Source organism: Flavobacterium sp. TC780, assembly GCF_056783245.1.
Map to the genome: position 1 here is coordinate 25,557 of NZ_JBXBAV010000160.1, position 16,654 is coordinate 42,210.

Consider the following 16,654-nt stretch of genomic DNA (forward strand, 5'->3'; position numbering starts at 1 on the left):
GTTTAATTTTTGAATTAATAATTTTTATCTTTTTGAACGTTTGTTTAGACTGTAACGCTGTAAACAGTATAGAAAAAAAGTAGTACAGGAATAATCAAATAATTAAATCTAAATTTTCTTTTAGCTACTACGGTAACACCTGAAAGGTTATAATCCCCCATGATGTCTATAGCGTCTTGGATATCCGAATCAAGAATTAAATTATGATTAGGACTACATTCATGTTTAATAATTGCCCTTGCAATAACTAAGTAAAATTCAGCATCAATAATTTTAATAGTCTGGTCAGGAGCTAATCCGACAGCCTTAGCAACAACATCTATATACTTTTGAGTGTCGTTTTCTGATGGAGGAGCATACGCAGAAATTAACTTTCTGATAGTATTCTTGCCTTTATCAATATCATTTGTCAAATCCCTTAACATAGCACGAATACCATATTTGACCTCAGTAAACTGGTCAAATTCTTTTTTATAATCAGTATTTTGATTAACTGGAATTTTACCCTGCCACGGAATATTGAAATTCCTTAAGTTACCCGGATTATTATTTCGAATACCTCGAGTTAAATCCTTTCTACCTAAAAAGCTACTCATTTTCCTCTGTAATTAATGGCTTAGGCGAGGTTTGAGATTCGTCTTTTCCAAAATCAAGTTTACCCAATTCATCAGATACAACCTGAATACCTTTTAAAATAGCAGTAACAACTGCACCGTATTTTACGATAATTCCAATTATCGAAACAATTCCTTTCAAATTTTTCATAACCTATTTTGTTTTTAATTGTTTTCTTCTTCTAAATACTCTTTAAGTAAATCAACACCCTCATGAAGTATCAGAGGAAGGAATTTTAATAATACCCTAAACATTAGTTCGAGCGTAAAAATGTACCCGCATAACCTCCGTTTTTCGCACGTGGATTAATAACAAATGCCATTCCGTCAACTACTACTTTACCACCGTTTTTTTGCATCATTCCCCAATGAAATGACTGAACACCAGTTTTTGTGTTAGTGAACGTACAAGCAACTGAACCGAACCAACCTTTTTCTGAAAGATTAGATTTAGAAGTTGTTACACATTTAATTGCAATCAATTCTCCTTTAGACAATCTCCAACCAGTTGTTAGATGTTGTTCAACGCCTTGATTAGGACCCGAAACAGGTGTATAGGTTGTACTCTTTGCACCTGAATGCTTTACTTTTTGTTGATTATTGTTGTTATTATTCTGATTATTTGAATTATAACTTTTTTTATTTTGTGCCATTATTTTATAATGTGTTTAATTAATAGTATGATTTCAGCCATCTTTTTTAAGATTATTACAGCCGAATCTATCAAGAATACTACGAGATAGATTCGATAGTAATTTTTTGGCTTATCTTCTTTTTGCAACCCTTTTGCCTGTGTTATTACGGTCACGTCTTATAAACCAAATCAATGCGATAAGACCCGCGACAGCACCAAGCAGAATTTTCCAGTTTCTTTGAAACCACACTTTAATGGTAGATGTCAAAACAGTAGCACCAACTTGACCTGAACCCTGAACAAGACCAGTACTTAAACCATCATTAACACCATTCATAACAGCTTTACCAAAAATATTAGCACCTGAACCAGCGACAGCACCAACAGTATTAGCTGTACTTTGTTTTAAAGCTTCTGTTTGAGCATTCCAATAATCCGCTTCAGCTTGTTTGCCTTGTGCTTCAGCCTCCTTAGCCAATTTTTTTGCTTCAACGGCATCAGTAATTTTTCCTAATGCTGTTTGAGCAATTGCACCAACACAGGAACAAAACCAACGGCAGTTGTAGCAACTTTTACTAAGTTTTTAAACGAAACATTTTTCTTAATAGATTGCCCAATTTTTTTAAAGAATCCCATAGTTATACTGATTTTAGCGTCCTAACGACGAAATTAATAACCGCTCCCTGAGATTTATTAATCTCTAAGCCAACAACAGCCACCAAAGGCAAGGTCAATCTATCAGTTAAGCCTTGTACGACTTTACCATCTGAGAGAATCGCCTGAATTGGGTCAATATCTCTACTTAAAGTTTGTAATTCAAAAGGCAAGTATTTAACAACCTGACCATTTTGGAACTGATAAGATAAATCACTTACAGAAGCATCAACAGTCATAATCGCCAAGTCAAAGCCTTGAACATCAATTTTTTTGTTAAACTCTTCAGAAGCAACTGTTTTTTGCTCGAAAAAATACAAGTTGTTTGTAGAAACTGGCTCTTCGATTCCGTGTAAATCATAACGTTTTTCTACAATTAAATCCTCCAAAACGATTTTAATACTTTCTTTATCAGCAAGAAAAACTGAACCTTCTTCAGCAATTTCACATAAAGCTACTAGTGCATTGTTAGCATCAGATTGAGTGTTTTCAGTACCATAAGTACTTGCAAGAATGAAATCTTTAAGCAAAACTTTGTTTGCTAAAATGACATTCGAACCATTTCCACGTTCAATATATACACTGATTTTTTCAGTAGTTAAAGCCGATAAGGCTAAATCACTTGAAACAATCAAAGAACCTATTGATTTAGTTACTGTTAATTCTGGCGATTTTGCCACGCCTGTAATAGTTGCAATTTTCATTTGTTATAAATTTTATTTGTTTAAATTCTTTCACAAAGGTTATTGCAACTATTATTTGACGTTCCCTAAAATTCCCTATTTCTCCCTGTTTTTCCCTAATTTTCCCTATAATATGCCATAGGTAATCAAGTCTTGTACAGTCAAATAGTTTCTTTTTAGGGCTAAAGAATCAATGATTGTTTGATATTCTTTGCAAGCTGTTTTATAGCTTAATTCTAGAATATGCATCAATTGGGTTTTAGTTACTTTTTGGCTTGTTTTTTGTGTTTTCATGGCTTATAAAATAAAAGTTGGTGTTCGTGGAATAATTCAGAATCAAAATCATTTACTATTTTTTCTTTTGTTCTAAATTCATGTAGATAGAAATGTAACTTGTTTTTAAACCACATTAAAAGCGGTTTTTCGGTAATCATGTCTAAATCTTCAAGTAAAAGATTTAGAGCAACGATATAAGAGATATCCTGATTGTTTGCGTAATACTCTCTAAAGAGAGATTTAGCAAGACGTTTTTTAATTGTTGTCGAGGATAAAACAACATTTTTCAAGCGTTTTATTATAGGATTGAACTTTGATATTTGCGATTGCAAAAAATCAAAATCGAACAGAACTATAAGCTTTTCTTTATTAACCTGACTTTTGCCAGTATTCTCACGAAGTTCAAAAAATCCTTTGTTTGCAATTTTTAATAATTCATAAAGATTTGCTTTATCAAAAACACCCCAAGTCATTGCCTGACTGATAGTTGGATTTGCTTTTGAATGCTCATTTAGACCTCTAAAAAACGCAGAATTTAACTGATATTCAAAACGCCAAACGTTATCATTTTTTAAACCATTATTTGCATAATAATCATTTATATATGGTTTTTCGGTTAATTGTAAAGACAGCGTTTTGTTATAGCATCTAATTATTTTATCAGATGTTCTTTTCCCAATTTGGAAGCCGTTAAGTATCGATTTTCCTTTATAAGTCTCAAAATAGCTTTGTAAATTTTTCGGACGCCCTGAAATAAGGTAGTTACCTGAAACAACATTACTATATAAATTACGGGTAAGAATTGTTGAGCCAGACTTATCAAGACAGATATCCAGTCTATTAACTGATTTAAATAAATAGTTCGTTTCATCGCAAAATGCGTTTATGACACCTTTTAAGGCATCGTTTGACAAAGTGTAAAATAGATTGTTTTCTAATTGTAATTGTGCAAATTGTTCGCTCATGATAGCTGAACGAGGTTTTGCAGTATAAATACCGATTTTCAAATCTTCATAGTATAAATCGGCTCTAATCTCAAAAATCTTAGTACCATATTCGTATGGCTTCAAGCGAAAATTTGAATTTTCAGGAAACTCTCCGAACGGCTGACCCTCTAGATTAATAATTAAGTAGTCTATATTTATAAGAGTAGTTTTTAAATTATTTTGTTTGATTTTAATTTTGGATTGATGTCTTTCTTTATATGAAATCATTGTTTTTTAGTAGGTTTGAGTGAGTTAGTTGCCGTTATACCCTACGGCAACAATAAAAAAATAGAAAGGGGAGGAGCAAAAAATTAATCTTCTAAATTCTGCCAAAACGAATAATGATTTTTAGGTAAGTCATTAATCGAAAATTCTTTTTTTTTCAACAGCTTCATTTATTTTCTTTTCAGTTTGAATAAATTGATTCTTATAATTTAAATACTCAGAATTTAGACAAGTTGTTATTCGTTGGTCAACACGTTGAATCTCTTTCAGAATAAAAGAATGTCGATATTTAAGACCAATCAAATTGACAGTTTCCACAGGGTTTTTTGAATACTCGCTTAAATCATGATTTAAACTGGCTAATTCCAAGAGTAAATTCTTCGCGTACGATAAAAAAGGAAAATTTGTTTATGCATAAATTAAGCTTTTAAAAGATTGTGTTTTAATAGTTTAGTTAGTAAATGCTTTGAGGAATCACAATAAAAAATAAATTCGTGTAAGGATTGATTTTGACGAACAACGAAACAATCTTTTTGTATATCAATAGAAATACCTAGATTTGAACCACGTACACGTATATACAAAAGTTTAAAGGCATGATGTTCGGTTTTACAAAATGGTCGAATCTGTTTTAAAAAAGTTTTAGGTTTAAACTTTGTGTGTCGCATTTTCTGCAATTCTACAAGCAAAAGCGTGTAATTTTCGAGTGAACTTCGTTTTAGGGACATAAATTATTTGTTAATAAGTGTGTATTACAAATGAACTATAATTTATATTATGTAAAATAGAATGTTTTTAATCCTGAAAACAGCCATATCAAAGCCTATCTTTGCTATTTAATAGTTTTATTGCTTATTTTAGCTTAATATATGGTAAAAAAAATAGATTCAAAATCATTTATGCTTTCATTGTAAGGGTTTATTTTATTATTTTTACAAACGATACTTTCTAAAAATCTATCAAACTTATGAATACAATTGCTGAGCATATTGCAGATTTCTTGAAAGAATATCCGCCATTTGATAATTTAACTTTTCAAGAGTTATCTGAGATTGCAACCAATATTCGTGTTATTAATTTAGAAAAACACGCTGTATTGTTCCAAATTAACGATCCTTTACACGATAGTTTTTATGTGGTTGCTTCAGGTGTTATTAATTTATCGGTAATTGCCGATGCCGAAGAAACCTTATTAAATAAATGTCATGATGGCGATATATTTAGGTTTTTACCACCTTTTTTCGCCAAGAATAACTACATGATGACGGCAAAAGCCAGAGAAGAAACTATTGTATATGCAATACCAATCGCTGTGTTTAGACCTTTTGTTGCAAACAATCCAGATGTTTTAAATTTCTTGTTAGGAGTTTTGTAATAAATACGCGTCATGCCAAAGACAATTCAGATTTTAAAGGAAACCAATATTTCAGATAATATATTTTATTCAGATCAACAATCTGAAATACAATATATACAGTCACTAAGCTACAATACCTCACCATTAACTGCATTAGGAAACAGTATTGTAAAAGATGTTGCTTTGCGTATGACAGATGCTATGGTTGATAATATTGTTGTTTGTGAAAATAACAACCCAATTGGTATTGTTACAGACGCCGATTTGTCTTCTAAAATAGCAACAGGTAGATTTTCAATAGATGAAACTGTAAACAAAATCATGTCCTCGCCTGTTGTAACTGTAATAGAAAATGTTTCATTAGCCGAAGCACAATTATTAATGCTAAAGCATAATGTGAGTCATTTATGTGTTACAAAAGACGGAACAAGTAAATCGGCTGTAAAAGGAGTCATTTCAGAACATGATTTAATTGTTGCACAAGCTAGTAATCCGGGGGTGTTGATAAAAGAAATCAAGCGTTCGCAATTGCCTAAAGATTTAAAACAAATTAGGGATCGTTTATCAGATTTAATTCAAAATTACATACAAAAGAACATTCCGCTTTCACATATAAGTAATATTGCAAATGAGATTAATTTGGCGTTGATAAAACGCTCGGTTGAACTTTCAATTTTAGAAATGGGCTCGCCTCCCGCTCGATTTGCTTGTTAAGTATTGGAAGTCAGGGAAGAAAAGAACAGCTCCTATTAACGGATCAGGATAGTATTTTGATTTTTGAAGATGTAACTGCAGATAAGTATCGTGATGTAAAAGATTACTTTTTACGTTTGGCTAAAAGGACTACAGCAACTTTAGAAAAAATCGGATATGACTATTGCCCTAATGGACATATGGCAAGTAATATGTTATGGTGTAAATCGTTGACTGACTGGACAAAACAGTATAATAGCTGGATGAATACTCCAGGTGAAAACAGCAATGATTTAAGTAGTATATTCTTTGATTATGAGATTGTTTTTGGAGAACCTAAAATCGAAGAAGTAATAGAAAATGTGATATTCAAGAATGCAATAAACAATACATTGTTTTTTGATTTCTTAGGAAATGATGCATTAAGAAAAAATTCACCATTAAGTTTCTTTAAGAAATTTAATGTTGAAGAAGATGGACCGCATAAATTTAAGTTTGATATAAAAACTCGTGCGTTAATGCCATTAATTGATGGAGCACGTTTACTTATATTAAGTTCGAATATAAAAGGAATTAAAAATACCTATTTAAGATTCAAACAATTAGCGATTACTGATTCTAAAAATGCTGATATTTATCTTAGTTGTGCTGAAGCTTTTCTAACCTTATCAAAATTTAGAACGGTCGAAGGCTTAAAAAATGATGATTCAGGACAATATATCAACTTAAGAGAACTATCAAAAAGCGATAAAGAAAAATTAAAAAATGCATTAGCTCCAATGAAAGAGCTAGAAGAGCTTATAAAAAGTAAATTTCAACTGACCCAATTTTCGTAATATGTTAGAATGGCTGAAAAATATCAACAAAGAATACCCTGATTTCTGGAAAGAATACCTTGCCAAATTTGAGGATAAATCAGAGCGTTTTGTTGTATTATCTACCGAAACATCGGGATTAAATCCAGCAAAAGATGTAATCCTGTCTATTGGTTCATTTGCAGTAGTAGATAATAGTATTGTTATTCAGGATAGCTTTGAGGCTGTCTTATTGCAATATAAATTCTTTCACGATAATGGACTCACAAATGAGTTTATTATTGAAAGTAAAATGGAAAAACTTCCTGAGCCAGATGCACTTAAAGCATTAATCGAATATATTGGAAATGGAATTTTAGTTGGGCATCATATTAATTTTGATGTTGAAATGATTAACGCTGCCCTAGAAAAACTAGATTGTGGAAGATTAAAAAATGAAGCATTAGATGTTGATGTTATGTATCGTAAGCTGCATGACATTAATGACAGACAGTTTTCTTTGGATGAATTATGCGAGATATATAAAATCCCAAAAAGCGAAAGAAATTCTTCCTCAGAAGATGCCTATAAAATTGCTTTATTATTTTTAAAACTAAAATCAAGATTAGGCATAAAATAATATTTACAAAAAAAAATAATGAAAAACACGAATTCCACGAATTTTTACTAAACTTATTTATTAGTGTAAATTAGTGGAATTCGTGTTTAATTTGCGCCTTGTTTTTTATTATGCAACCCTTACGGACTGAATAAAACGTCCATGATGGCTCACTGAGACTGGTATTTGAGTTTTTGTATTAGGATCAATTATATAAGGGATACCATGATTTTTATGAATGGTAGTTCCAATATCTAAAATAGAAATTCTATTTAAAACCTCTTTTTGAGTAACAGCAACAGTATTGATATAATCTTTTGTAATTGTTGATTGTGTATAATATAAACGGTTGTTTATAGACACAGTACCAAAATTTGCGCTTTCGTAAAAACAAACTAGTTTGGTTGGAAAATAGCCACTTATTTTGGTTTCGCGATTGTATATTTTATAAGCAGCTTCTTTCCTGCTCCATAAATTCCAAACCATAATTTCGGGTGAATCAGAATTTAGAATGAGCAATTGTTCTTCAGAAGTGAAGATTTTATCCAAAAAACCTTTACGTTTCCAGTTGCTTTCTTGTTGTGCTATTTCTAGGTCGACTATATCATTTCCAATCATTTTTCATTTAGTTTAAATTGGATAATGTTTAGAGCAGCTTTTGCATTAATCATTTTTTCCATAGATTCGTTATCGATAACAATATCAAAAGCTTCCTCGACATCTAAAACAATGTCAACTAAATTGGCAGAATTAATATTTAAATCGGTTATGAAATTTGTGTCTTCAGTAAAATTTTCAAAAGCAGTATCATTCTTTGTATAAGGCTTTACAATTTTCTTTAATTCGGTTAGTAGTTGTTGGTTATCCATACTTTGATAGTTAGTTATAAATGAATGTTAGTTGTGTTTTTTTAAAATCACGCAGCCATTAACATCACCAAAACCAAAACTAGCTTTGGCAATAATATTTAAATTGGAGTTGATTAATTGAGTTGGAATTTTAGATTTGTCTATAATAGATGTGATTTCAGGATTTAAATCTTCACAATTTACATTTGGAAATATGAACCCTTGGTGTAATTGCAAGACCGAAGCCACAAGTTCAATACTTCCTGCTGCTGATAGACAATGTCCTACGGTCGATTTTAATGCATTTACATACGGAAAATGATTACCCTTACGGTTTAATGCAATGCTCCAATTTTCAATTTCCAAAGCATCTTTGGAAGTAGCCGTCAGATGCCCGTTGATCAAATCAATTTCGGAGGTTGAAATTTTAGAATTATCTACAGCATTGCGGATGCATCTTTGTACAGCTGTTGCATTTGGAGCTGTCATGCTTCCTCTGCCACGCTGTCCGCCAGAATTTATATTCCCGCCTAAGACTTCTGCATAAATTCGAGCTCCTCTATTTAGAGCAGTTTCTAAATCTTCTAGTAGTAAAGCTCCTGCTCCACTTCCTGGAACAAAACCCGAAGCACTAGCGCTCATTGGTCTTGAGCCACTTTTGGGAGAGCTATTGTGTTTGAATGTGCAAACTTTCATAGCATCAAATCCTCCCCAAATATAAGGTCCGGAATCACTAGTGCTGCCTGCTAAAATTCGTTTGGCTTGCCCTAATTTGATTCGTTCGTATGCCATTAAAATACTTTCAGTGCCAGTTGTACAAGCTGATGAATTGGTAGTGACTTGATTTCCAAGTCCTAGTTTGCCGCCTAAATAGGCACTTATACCACTAATCATGGTTTGCGCTACAACGGTGCTTCCTAATCGTCTGGTTTGAAAATCATCGATTTTATAGATACTTTCTCTAAATTTTTCTATCCCCGAAGTTCCTGTGCCAAAAATGGTTCCGCTATCCCAATCGGGTTCTTCGTTTTCCAGAATTGCTAATCCTGCATCTTTCCAAGCATCTAAACCAGCAATTACACCATAAAGTATCCCAGAAGCATTAAAATTACGTAATTCAAGTTCTGTGAAATAATTACCAATCAATTCAGTTGATAATTCTGGCTTTCCTGAGATCTGACAGGAAAACTGCAAGCGCTCTAATTCAGGATCGTGTTTAATACCCGACAGACCTTTTTTTATTGCATTTGTAAATGCATCAAGTCCTACCCCATTTGGGGCAACAACTCCAAGACCTGTAATGACAACTCTTTTTTGCATCTTACTTATTTTAAAGATTATTATTTAAACAATCATTCCGGCTATCATTCCAGAACAAACCTCTATTCCGAGTTGGTTTTTCATACTCACTTTGCATTTTAATTTCCCAAATCTAAAATATATTTTTTCTGAAATAACAGTTACTTTTTCATTTTGAAAAACAGGTTTTAAAAAATCTATTTCAGTTGATGTTAAGGAAATTGAAGTATTTTTGTTAAACTCTTTGTTTAATAAGAATATCCCTAAGCATACTAATCCTATCTGAGCCATAACTTCGGTCAGAATTACTCCAGGTGTAACTGGATTAGAGATAAAGTGACCTTTGTAAAAATCTAAATTTTCATCAAAACGGTACGTCCCTTCTACTCCATTTTCGGATATAGAAATAATTTCATCTACAAACAAAAAAGGCTTGCTGTAGGGTAATTTAGATATAATATCCTGATTTGTCATTTTTAGATTTTATGAGAAATTTTTAAAACCATTTAGTTTAAAATTGTAATAAAACACGCTGAGCAGAAAACCCTGGTCCAAAGCTCAACATTAAGCCCTTCTCTCCTTTTTTGGGCTTTTTATCTATAATTTGTTCCAAAACATATAAAACAGTTGCGCTAGACATATTTCCGTATAAACGCAGTACTTCTTTTGTGTCGTCATATTTTTTCCCTAAATCGGTGAATAACTCTTCTACAGTCTGTATAATTTTTTTCCTCCTGGATGAAAAATCAAATGGTCTATATCTTCTATTTTTAAATTGTTTTTGGTTAAAAAAGGATGAATAATATCAGGAAAATGTGATGCTATTGTTTCAGGAACTTCAATATCCAGTACCATTTGCAAGCCTGTATTTACAAGCTTAAATCCCATCATATGAATGTTGTCGTAAAAATGATACATTTCTTCATCAAGAATCTCAGGACCATTATCTGCTTCATGTGAAAAGATAATAATACGCAAGCTGCACCATCTCCAAAAATTGCCGCTGAGACAATATTAGCCATCGTGAAATCATTTAACTGAAAGGTTGCTGTTGGACTTTCAACTGCAATTACCGCAGCTCGTTTTCCGGGATTGGCTTTTAAAAAGCTTTTTGCATAAATAATTCCAGAAATTCCAGCAGCACAGCCCATTTCGGTTACAGGAAGGCGTACGATATCCTGACGCAGTTTGAGTTTGTTTATAAGATAGGCATCCAAAGATGGTATCATGATGCCTGTACAACTTACTGTAATAATGTAGTCAAGACTCTCTGGCTCCCAGTTTGATTTGTCTAATGCTTTTTTTAGGACCTTTTCTCCTAAATCAATAACTTCTCTGACATAAATGTCATTTCGGTCTTCAAAAGAGGTATGAGAGAAAACTTCGATTGGATCCATTATAGAATATCGTTTATCGACAGCAGCACCTTCAAATATTTTTTTTACTTTTCGGATAAAGCGTTCATCTTGCCCAAATAGCCATGAATCTAAAAATGGAATAATTTCTTTCGGTTGTTCTTGAATATTTGGGCAATTGCTTGGCAACGCTGGCTATTTTTACACTCATATTTTTGAAATTATCCATTGATATTCTAAAGCCCATTTCCACTGAATGGTATATTTTTTTAAGTTTAATTGTTTTGAAAAATCAAGTAATTCACTTTTTGTAAATCCTCTCAAAATAGATGTTAAACCATCTTTCTTTGACATTCCGTTTAATTGGGTAACAAAGCACATTGCTTGAAATAAGCGATAGGAAATGATACTCCTGTGTAAATCATTTATTACAACACCACGTCTTGCATTTGTATTAAAAATAGTTGCTAGATTAATTATATCATTGTTTTTAAAATGATGTAAAGTCAATGTACACAGTGCAATGTCATATTCTAATTTACTAAAAGCTTCATTAAATATATCTTCACAGCGGTAACTTATATTTGGGTAATGTATAGATAATTTTCGGGCGTAATTTATTGTAAATGCATTAGCATCGATACCTATTAGTTTAAAATTCCAATCATATTTCAATGCATAATCGGCTAGCTTTCTTAGCATATCTCCATTTCCACAGCCTATGTCGATAATAGTTATTGTTTGCTCTTTGGTAATACCACCTAATAATTTTTTGACTCCTTGTAAAGTTAGGTGGTTTCCTCCTAGGAACTGATTTATTTTAGCAATTTTATCCAATGCATTTTGTAAAACTTCCCCTTTTAAATTGAAATCATCCATAATCTCAGGATCATCCGTTCTATATTTGGTTTTTATAGCCATTCTTAATTTAGAATTATAGATTTACCATGTGTTCTTTTTATAATTTGAGGCAGTAAAAATGGAAATTGAATTAACAGCCACATTACAACAGCCGCCTTTTTCTTATTTTGTAAAAGTGAGGCAAGGAATCGGCCTGTTTCTAATCTTTTCTTGAAATTATAGTTCCATGATTGGATGTATTTTTCTTCAAGCTCTTTTCTTGAAATGGTCTTTTTAGTATAAAAATCTACAATTAATTCAGAAGCAATTTTGGCACTATGAATCGCCATTGCCATGCCATTGCCGCATAAAGGCTGAATTAAGCCAGCGCTGTCTCCAATCATTAGGATATGATTTTCTATTGCTGTTTTTTCTTCAAATGAAATCTGACTTATAGTTAATGGTTTGTCAAATAATGGTGTGCTATTGGTAAAAAACTTTTTTAGATGTGGGTTTTTATAAATAACATTAACTTGAAAATCATCAATGTTTTTATGTTTTTTAAATGTTTCAAAATTAACGAGGTAGCAAATGTTTACTATGTCATTTTCTACTTTTGAAATACCACAATAGCCTCCTTCAAAATTGTATAATCCAACTAAGTCATTTGGATATTCACCTTTGTAATGCCCTTTGACAGCCAGCCAAGGAGCTTTTTTTAGAATAAACTTACGTTGTAGTTTTTGGTCAAAATTCGAACGTTTGCCAAAGGCACCTATAGCTATTTTGGTTGCGAATGTATTTAGCTTCAAGGTTGTAATAGTAAATAATTCCTCTTCAAAATGAATGTTTTCGACAGTATCGTGTAATATCTTACATCCATTTTCGATTGCTTTTTTATACAAATGATAATCTAATGTATAGCGGCTGAGTCCAAATCCTCCAAGCGGAAGAGTGCATCGAATGCGTTTCTTGTTTGGTATTGAGAATTCTAATTGTGTGATTGTTGCAGGGTTTAAGTCCTGAATTTCTAAGTCTAGCCAATCTAGATAAGGTTTGATTTCATTAGAGACGTATTCACCACAAACTTTATGTTTTGGAAACTCGTTTTTTTCAATCAAAACTACTCGTAGTTTCATTTTAGATAAATGAATGCCACAAGTAAGCCCTGCTAGTCCCCCACCAATAATTACTACATCAGCATTTGTTTTCATATGTAGATACTATTCGTTTTTAACAGATGTGATGTCGCTAATCTGGTTTTATAAGATTCTTAAAAACCTAACGATTTAACGCTATTGCTAATTTAAGTAATTTCTTAATAGAAAAATCATTTTAAAATAAAAAAGGAATCTTGATTAGAAAAGGTATTGTTGGGATTATAGTAAATGACCAAAAGCTAAAAACCTGGGTTATACTTTTTAGATTATCTAAAAAAAATAAAGCTCTTATGAAAATAAAATCTTTTTTTGTGGAGTCTAATTGTTTTATCTTTAATTATTTTAACTATAGTAATCATTATGTTTTTAACTTCTTTTTTTAAAAAACCATATATAAGTGAACTTGTAAGAACGGAAAGCGAAGTTCATTTATTTGTAGGATGTAAATCTAAAAAATGTGGAGATATTTTTTTTACATCTCAAAAAATACAAATATTATATTCCTGTGGGATAAATTTTTTCAAAGGATCAAGTTCAATGGATAGTGTAAACATTGATTATAAAAAAGGAAATCTAGAAATAATATACATTTGTACTAATAAAATATTAGTTTCGCTAAAATGTGAAAAGCATATATATGAAGAGATACTTAAATATAAAAAATAGCTTTATCTCATTTTTATGGGTGTACTGGGGACTACTTAAGTTAGGTTCCGATAGAATTAAATTTCCTAACTTTAGAAATGTTATCCTAGATACTAACGGTATTTTTAATAATACAATGGGAATAAAATGTCATTAGGTAAAACAATAAGAGAAAAATCGAATGGGAAGTATTTAACTATTCATGCTAATTATTTTGAAGAGGGTATAGAATATGCTTATCAAATTGGTATTACTCAAATTCAGTTAAGGGGAATACTCGGAAACGAGAATGCAGGTTTTGAAGTTAATTTTAAAGAATTTGAAAAACTACATAAAAACTTAAAAGTAATTTCTTTTGAGGTATTATTGATAATGTTATCCATTTAGAATCTATTTATTCATTAGAAAATATTGAGAAAATATCTTCCAACAGAAGCAGAAATTTACAATAGATATATCAAAGTTTCCAAAAATTGAACACTTAGGAGGTGAATATTGGAAAGGATTGCATAATATAGACAAAGCTTTTCCTTTGAAGAGCATAGTACTTTTAAAAATGCCAGACACTAATTTTCAAAGGTTCTCAGAATTAATCAATTTAAAGATTTTACATATATATAGTTCTAAAGTACAATCAATAGAAGGCATTGAGGGACTTTCTATAGAGGAACTTTCTTTAGTAAGAAATAATTATTTAAAAGATATTAAAATCTTAAAAGAACTAATGTCTTTAAAAGAATTAAATATTGAAAAATGTAAATTATTAACAGACTTTTCTTTTTTAGGGAATACTTTTATAAAGGAGTTATTTATTGATGATCTAGATTCTATCAAGTTTGTTTCCTCTATGTTAAGTTTAGAAAAAATAAATTTCTGGAATTGTAAAGATGGAGACATGACCCCAGTTATTGAGTTAAAGCCTTAAAACAAATAAAGTTTTATCCTAATAAAAAGCATTACTCACACACTATTGAAGAAATAATAGAGTTAACTGGTGCAAAAAGAGGAAGAAATGCTTAAAGGGACAAGAATGAAAATAATTCAGCTTTTATGCATATAATATGTTATTAAATTATGGAAAAAGATTTTGTTTTTATTGATGATGAAACCGATGGAAAAAAAAGGATTTTTTATAGAAATATATTTTATTCTTATATAAAAGATCTTATAACAGATTTTTTAAATTGTAGTTTAGAGTATAATGAAATTCATTTACGATTTATAAGTTTTTTAGAAACACTAGAAGATGCAGGAGATGTTTATTTTTTAATGCACGAAATGCCATATCATTGGGCTTTAAGTATAATACAGAATACGGCAGAGCCTGATGAAAGTATCATGATTAATAATCATAAGCTTAATAAAAGCGAAAAGGATTTTTATCTTAATTTCTTGAAAAAGAATAGTATAGAATCATTTATAGAAGAGATGGAGTAGTTTTATTCTGAGTATCCTTTTTATATCAAATGAGGAATTCAACCAAACTTGAGTCATACTTAAAGGCAATACGGATTCCTAATGCCAAGAAGTATGAAAAGAAATAGTAAGTTAAAAAAAGAAGAATTAAAATTAAGTGATTGCAAATAATGGAAATTATTAATACTGAGGGTGTTGTTTATCAATATTTATCAGTATTATATGGAAAGAAAAAGAATTCATTGATTTAAAAGAAGCTATTTTTAGCTATGATAATGATACAATTTTAATTAAAATTAAAGAAGGTAAGAATATCATTTCTGTTAAATGCAGTAAGAATATATATAATGAAACTACATTCTTTTTAGATAATAGGCTTAAAATTAGAAATACTCCTGATTATGTGTCTAAAAAGAGATTTATTTTTTAAAAATTAAGAAGGTCAAAAAGATGATAAATTGTTTTATTTCTTTTGTAGCTTAGTTTATAAAATAGGGATAAAGTGTAAGTAAAAAAATATGAAACAAGAAGTAATAGATAAAATTAAATTAATACTTTCTGATAATGATTTGTTCGTTTGGTAAATCTGTTAATGAAGAAATAATTAAAAATGCTGAAAAAGAGCTTAATGTGAGTTTTGATAAAGACTATGTTCAATTTTTAAGCCTTTTTGGAGGTAGTTATACAGGTTTTCCGGTTTATGGTTTTAATAATTGTGAGATGTTGTCGGGTGAAACAGTAATAGATTTAACAAAAGGATTTGGGAAAAAATTATTTCAGTTGATAATAGATGTGAATTAATACAATCAAGTTATGTTATTTCTATAACTGGAAATGGAGATCCCGTATTTATTTCTCCTCGATAATAAAGTTTGGATATATTATCATGATGATAATGAAATTGAGGAATTAAATAAGTCTTTTGAAGGACTAATAGAGCAAAACTTGATGGAGTAATTTGTAAATGCACAACGTGAATAAAACAAATTCTTTTGATCTAGTGGGGTTTATTTAGTGAATAGCTCTTTTGAAGACACGGCTAAAAATCTAGAATATTGGAAGTGCCGATGATGCTGAAAAGTATGAAGCTATTTTTATTAACTTGTATGAGAATAAAAAAATTAGTAAAATTCAATTAGACATCTTTTATGATAATTTGAATTTAGGAAGATGGGAATAATATAGTAAAATGGAACAAATTTTAAAAAGATTAAATTCTTTTATTGAAAATAATTTACCTCATATTTTATCGAATTATAATGAAGATGACTTTGATAGAATTTTAGATGAAAGAGACGAAGTTGTTTTTTTCTGAAAAATGGATGGAAACATTTCAGAGCTATTAATAAAAATTTAAAGAAAGAAAAACAGATAAGACTATTAGTGATGAATTAAGAGAAAAAGTTTTTAAACTAGTATATTCAATAACAAATCATTCTGATTTAGCCTCATATATATCTGATGACTATGGATTAATAATACAATCTATAGAAATCAAGCACAAGGTGCTGCCTCCCTAACAACAGGAGCATGTATTAACCTTAGCAATACGTAGT

Annotated in this window: 20 protein-coding genes and 2 pseudogenes; 7 read left to right on the plus strand and 15 right to left on the minus strand. The window is 30.6% G+C overall.

Features of this window, described 5'->3' with window-relative positions; translation table 11 throughout:
* Positions 1 to 44: 44 nt before the first annotated feature.
* The 8 genes from AC1RYN_RS17675 to AC1RYN_RS17710 all read right to left on the minus strand — a co-directional run bounded on the left by AC1RYN_RS17675 (position 45) and on the right by AC1RYN_RS17710 (position 4,441).
* Positions 45 to 596, minus strand: a complete 552-nt coding sequence (locus AC1RYN_RS17675) for a hypothetical protein (protein ID WP_481807994.1) — start codon at positions 594 to 596, stop codon at positions 45 to 47.
* Positions 589 to 765 (minus strand): hypothetical protein, encoded by a 177-nt coding sequence (locus AC1RYN_RS17680; RefSeq protein ID WP_481807995.1) that lies wholly within the window; start codon positions 763 to 765, stop codon positions 589 to 591. The genes AC1RYN_RS17675 and AC1RYN_RS17680 overlap by 8 nt, the downstream gene beginning before the upstream one ends.
* A 103-nt stretch (positions 766 to 868) precedes the next feature.
* Positions 869 to 1,267: a hypothetical protein gene (locus AC1RYN_RS17685; RefSeq protein WP_481807996.1), complete on the minus strand. Its 399-nt coding sequence runs from the start codon at positions 1,265 to 1,267 to the stop codon at positions 869 to 871.
* Positions 1,268 to 1,378: 111 nt separating this feature from the next.
* On the minus strand, positions 1,379 to 1,726 hold the full coding sequence (locus tag AC1RYN_RS17690; RefSeq protein ID WP_481807997.1) for a hypothetical protein: 348 nt from the start codon (positions 1,724 to 1,726) through the stop codon (positions 1,379 to 1,381).
* 32 nt (positions 1,727 to 1,758) lie between these two features.
* A complete protein-coding gene (locus tag AC1RYN_RS17695; protein ID WP_481807998.1) occupies positions 1,759 to 1,884 on the minus strand; it encodes a hypothetical protein in 126 nt (41 codons plus the stop codon).
* A 2-nt stretch (positions 1,885 to 1,886) separates the two neighbouring features.
* Positions 1,887 to 2,606: a hypothetical protein gene (locus AC1RYN_RS17700; protein WP_481807999.1), complete on the minus strand. Its 720-nt coding sequence runs from the start codon at positions 2,604 to 2,606 to the stop codon at positions 1,887 to 1,889.
* 269 nt (positions 2,607 to 2,875) lie between these two features.
* Entirely contained in the window at positions 2,876 to 4,075 is a 1,200-nt protein-coding gene (locus AC1RYN_RS17705) for a hypothetical protein (RefSeq protein ID WP_481808000.1), read from the minus strand.
* A gap of 132 nt (positions 4,076 to 4,207) precedes the next feature.
* Positions 4,208 to 4,441: a hypothetical protein gene (locus AC1RYN_RS17710; protein ID WP_481808001.1), complete on the minus strand. Its 234-nt coding sequence runs from the start codon at positions 4,439 to 4,441 to the stop codon at positions 4,208 to 4,210.
* Between the two features lie 598 nt (positions 4,442 to 5,039).
* On the opposite strand from AC1RYN_RS17710, the pseudogene AC1RYN_RS17715 reads away from it, so the two are divergent.
* Positions 5,040 to 6,958, plus strand: a pseudogene (locus AC1RYN_RS17715) (DUF294 nucleotidyltransferase-like domain-containing protein).
* Between the two features lies 1 nt (position 6,959).
* Complete coding sequence (locus tag AC1RYN_RS17720) at positions 6,960 to 7,556, plus strand: 3'-5' exonuclease (RefSeq protein WP_481808002.1); 597 nt, start codon at positions 6,960 to 6,962, stop codon at positions 7,554 to 7,556.
* A gap of 108 nt (positions 7,557 to 7,664) precedes the next feature.
* Here the strand turns inward: AC1RYN_RS17720 and AC1RYN_RS17725 are convergent, their stop codons facing one another.
* The 7 genes and pseudogenes from AC1RYN_RS17725 to AC1RYN_RS17755 form a co-directional block, all read right to left on the minus strand.
* Entirely contained in the window at positions 7,665 to 8,153 is a 489-nt protein-coding gene (locus AC1RYN_RS17725; protein ID WP_481808003.1) for a 4'-phosphopantetheinyl transferase family protein, read from the minus strand.
* Positions 8,150 to 8,404, minus strand: coding sequence for an acyl carrier protein (locus AC1RYN_RS17730; protein ID WP_481808004.1), 255 nt, complete (start codon positions 8,402 to 8,404; stop codon positions 8,150 to 8,152). The genes AC1RYN_RS17725 and AC1RYN_RS17730 overlap by 4 nt, the downstream gene beginning before the upstream one ends.
* Before the next feature lie 27 nt (positions 8,405 to 8,431).
* Positions 8,432 to 9,703 (minus strand): beta-ketoacyl-[acyl-carrier-protein] synthase family protein, encoded by a 1,272-nt coding sequence (locus tag AC1RYN_RS17735; protein ID WP_481808005.1) that lies wholly within the window; start codon positions 9,701 to 9,703, stop codon positions 8,432 to 8,434.
* A 24-nt stretch (positions 9,704 to 9,727) separates the two neighbouring features.
* Complete coding sequence (locus tag AC1RYN_RS17740) at positions 9,728 to 10,156, minus strand: 3-hydroxyacyl-ACP dehydratase FabZ family protein (protein WP_481808006.1); 429 nt, start codon at positions 10,154 to 10,156, stop codon at positions 9,728 to 9,730.
* 37 nt (positions 10,157 to 10,193) lie between these two features.
* A pseudogene (locus tag AC1RYN_RS17745) lies at positions 10,194 to 11,248 on the minus strand (type III polyketide synthase).
* Positions 11,245 to 11,958, minus strand: a complete 714-nt coding sequence (locus AC1RYN_RS17750; protein WP_481808007.1) for a methyltransferase domain-containing protein — start codon at positions 11,956 to 11,958, stop codon at positions 11,245 to 11,247. The pseudogene AC1RYN_RS17745 and the gene AC1RYN_RS17750 overlap by 4 nt, the downstream one beginning before the upstream one ends.
* A gap of 2 nt (positions 11,959 to 11,960) precedes the next feature.
* Positions 11,961 to 13,091, minus strand: coding sequence for an NAD(P)/FAD-dependent oxidoreductase (locus AC1RYN_RS17755; RefSeq protein WP_481808008.1), 1,131 nt, complete (start codon positions 13,089 to 13,091; stop codon positions 11,961 to 11,963).
* A gap of 738 nt (positions 13,092 to 13,829) precedes the next feature.
* On the opposite strand from AC1RYN_RS17755, the gene AC1RYN_RS17760 reads away from it, so the two are divergent.
* The 5 genes from AC1RYN_RS17760 to AC1RYN_RS17780 all read left to right on the plus strand — a co-directional run bounded on the left by AC1RYN_RS17760 (position 13,830) and on the right by AC1RYN_RS17780 (position 16,055).
* On the plus strand, positions 13,830 to 14,069 hold the full coding sequence (locus AC1RYN_RS17760; RefSeq protein WP_481808009.1) for a hypothetical protein: 240 nt from the start codon (positions 13,830 to 13,832) through the stop codon (positions 14,067 to 14,069).
* A 169-nt stretch (positions 14,070 to 14,238) separates the two neighbouring features.
* Entirely contained in the window at positions 14,239 to 14,607 is a 369-nt protein-coding gene (locus tag AC1RYN_RS17765) for a leucine-rich repeat domain-containing protein (protein WP_481808010.1), read from the plus strand.
* Positions 14,608 to 14,756: 149 nt separating this feature from the next.
* Positions 14,757 to 15,119: a hypothetical protein gene (locus AC1RYN_RS17770; protein WP_481808011.1), complete on the plus strand. Its 363-nt coding sequence runs from the start codon at positions 14,757 to 14,759 to the stop codon at positions 15,117 to 15,119.
* Positions 15,120 to 15,662: 543 nt separating this feature from the next.
* Positions 15,663 to 15,899 carry an SMI1/KNR4 family protein gene (locus tag AC1RYN_RS17775; protein ID WP_481808012.1) on the plus strand — a complete coding sequence of 79 codons (237 nt, stop codon included), beginning with the start codon at positions 15,663 to 15,665 and terminating at the stop codon, positions 15,897 to 15,899.
* Positions 15,900 to 15,932: 33 nt separating this feature from the next.
* A complete protein-coding gene (locus AC1RYN_RS17780; protein ID WP_481808013.1) occupies positions 15,933 to 16,055 on the plus strand; it encodes a hypothetical protein in 123 nt (40 codons plus the stop codon).
* Positions 16,056 to 16,654: the final 599 nt, after the last annotated feature.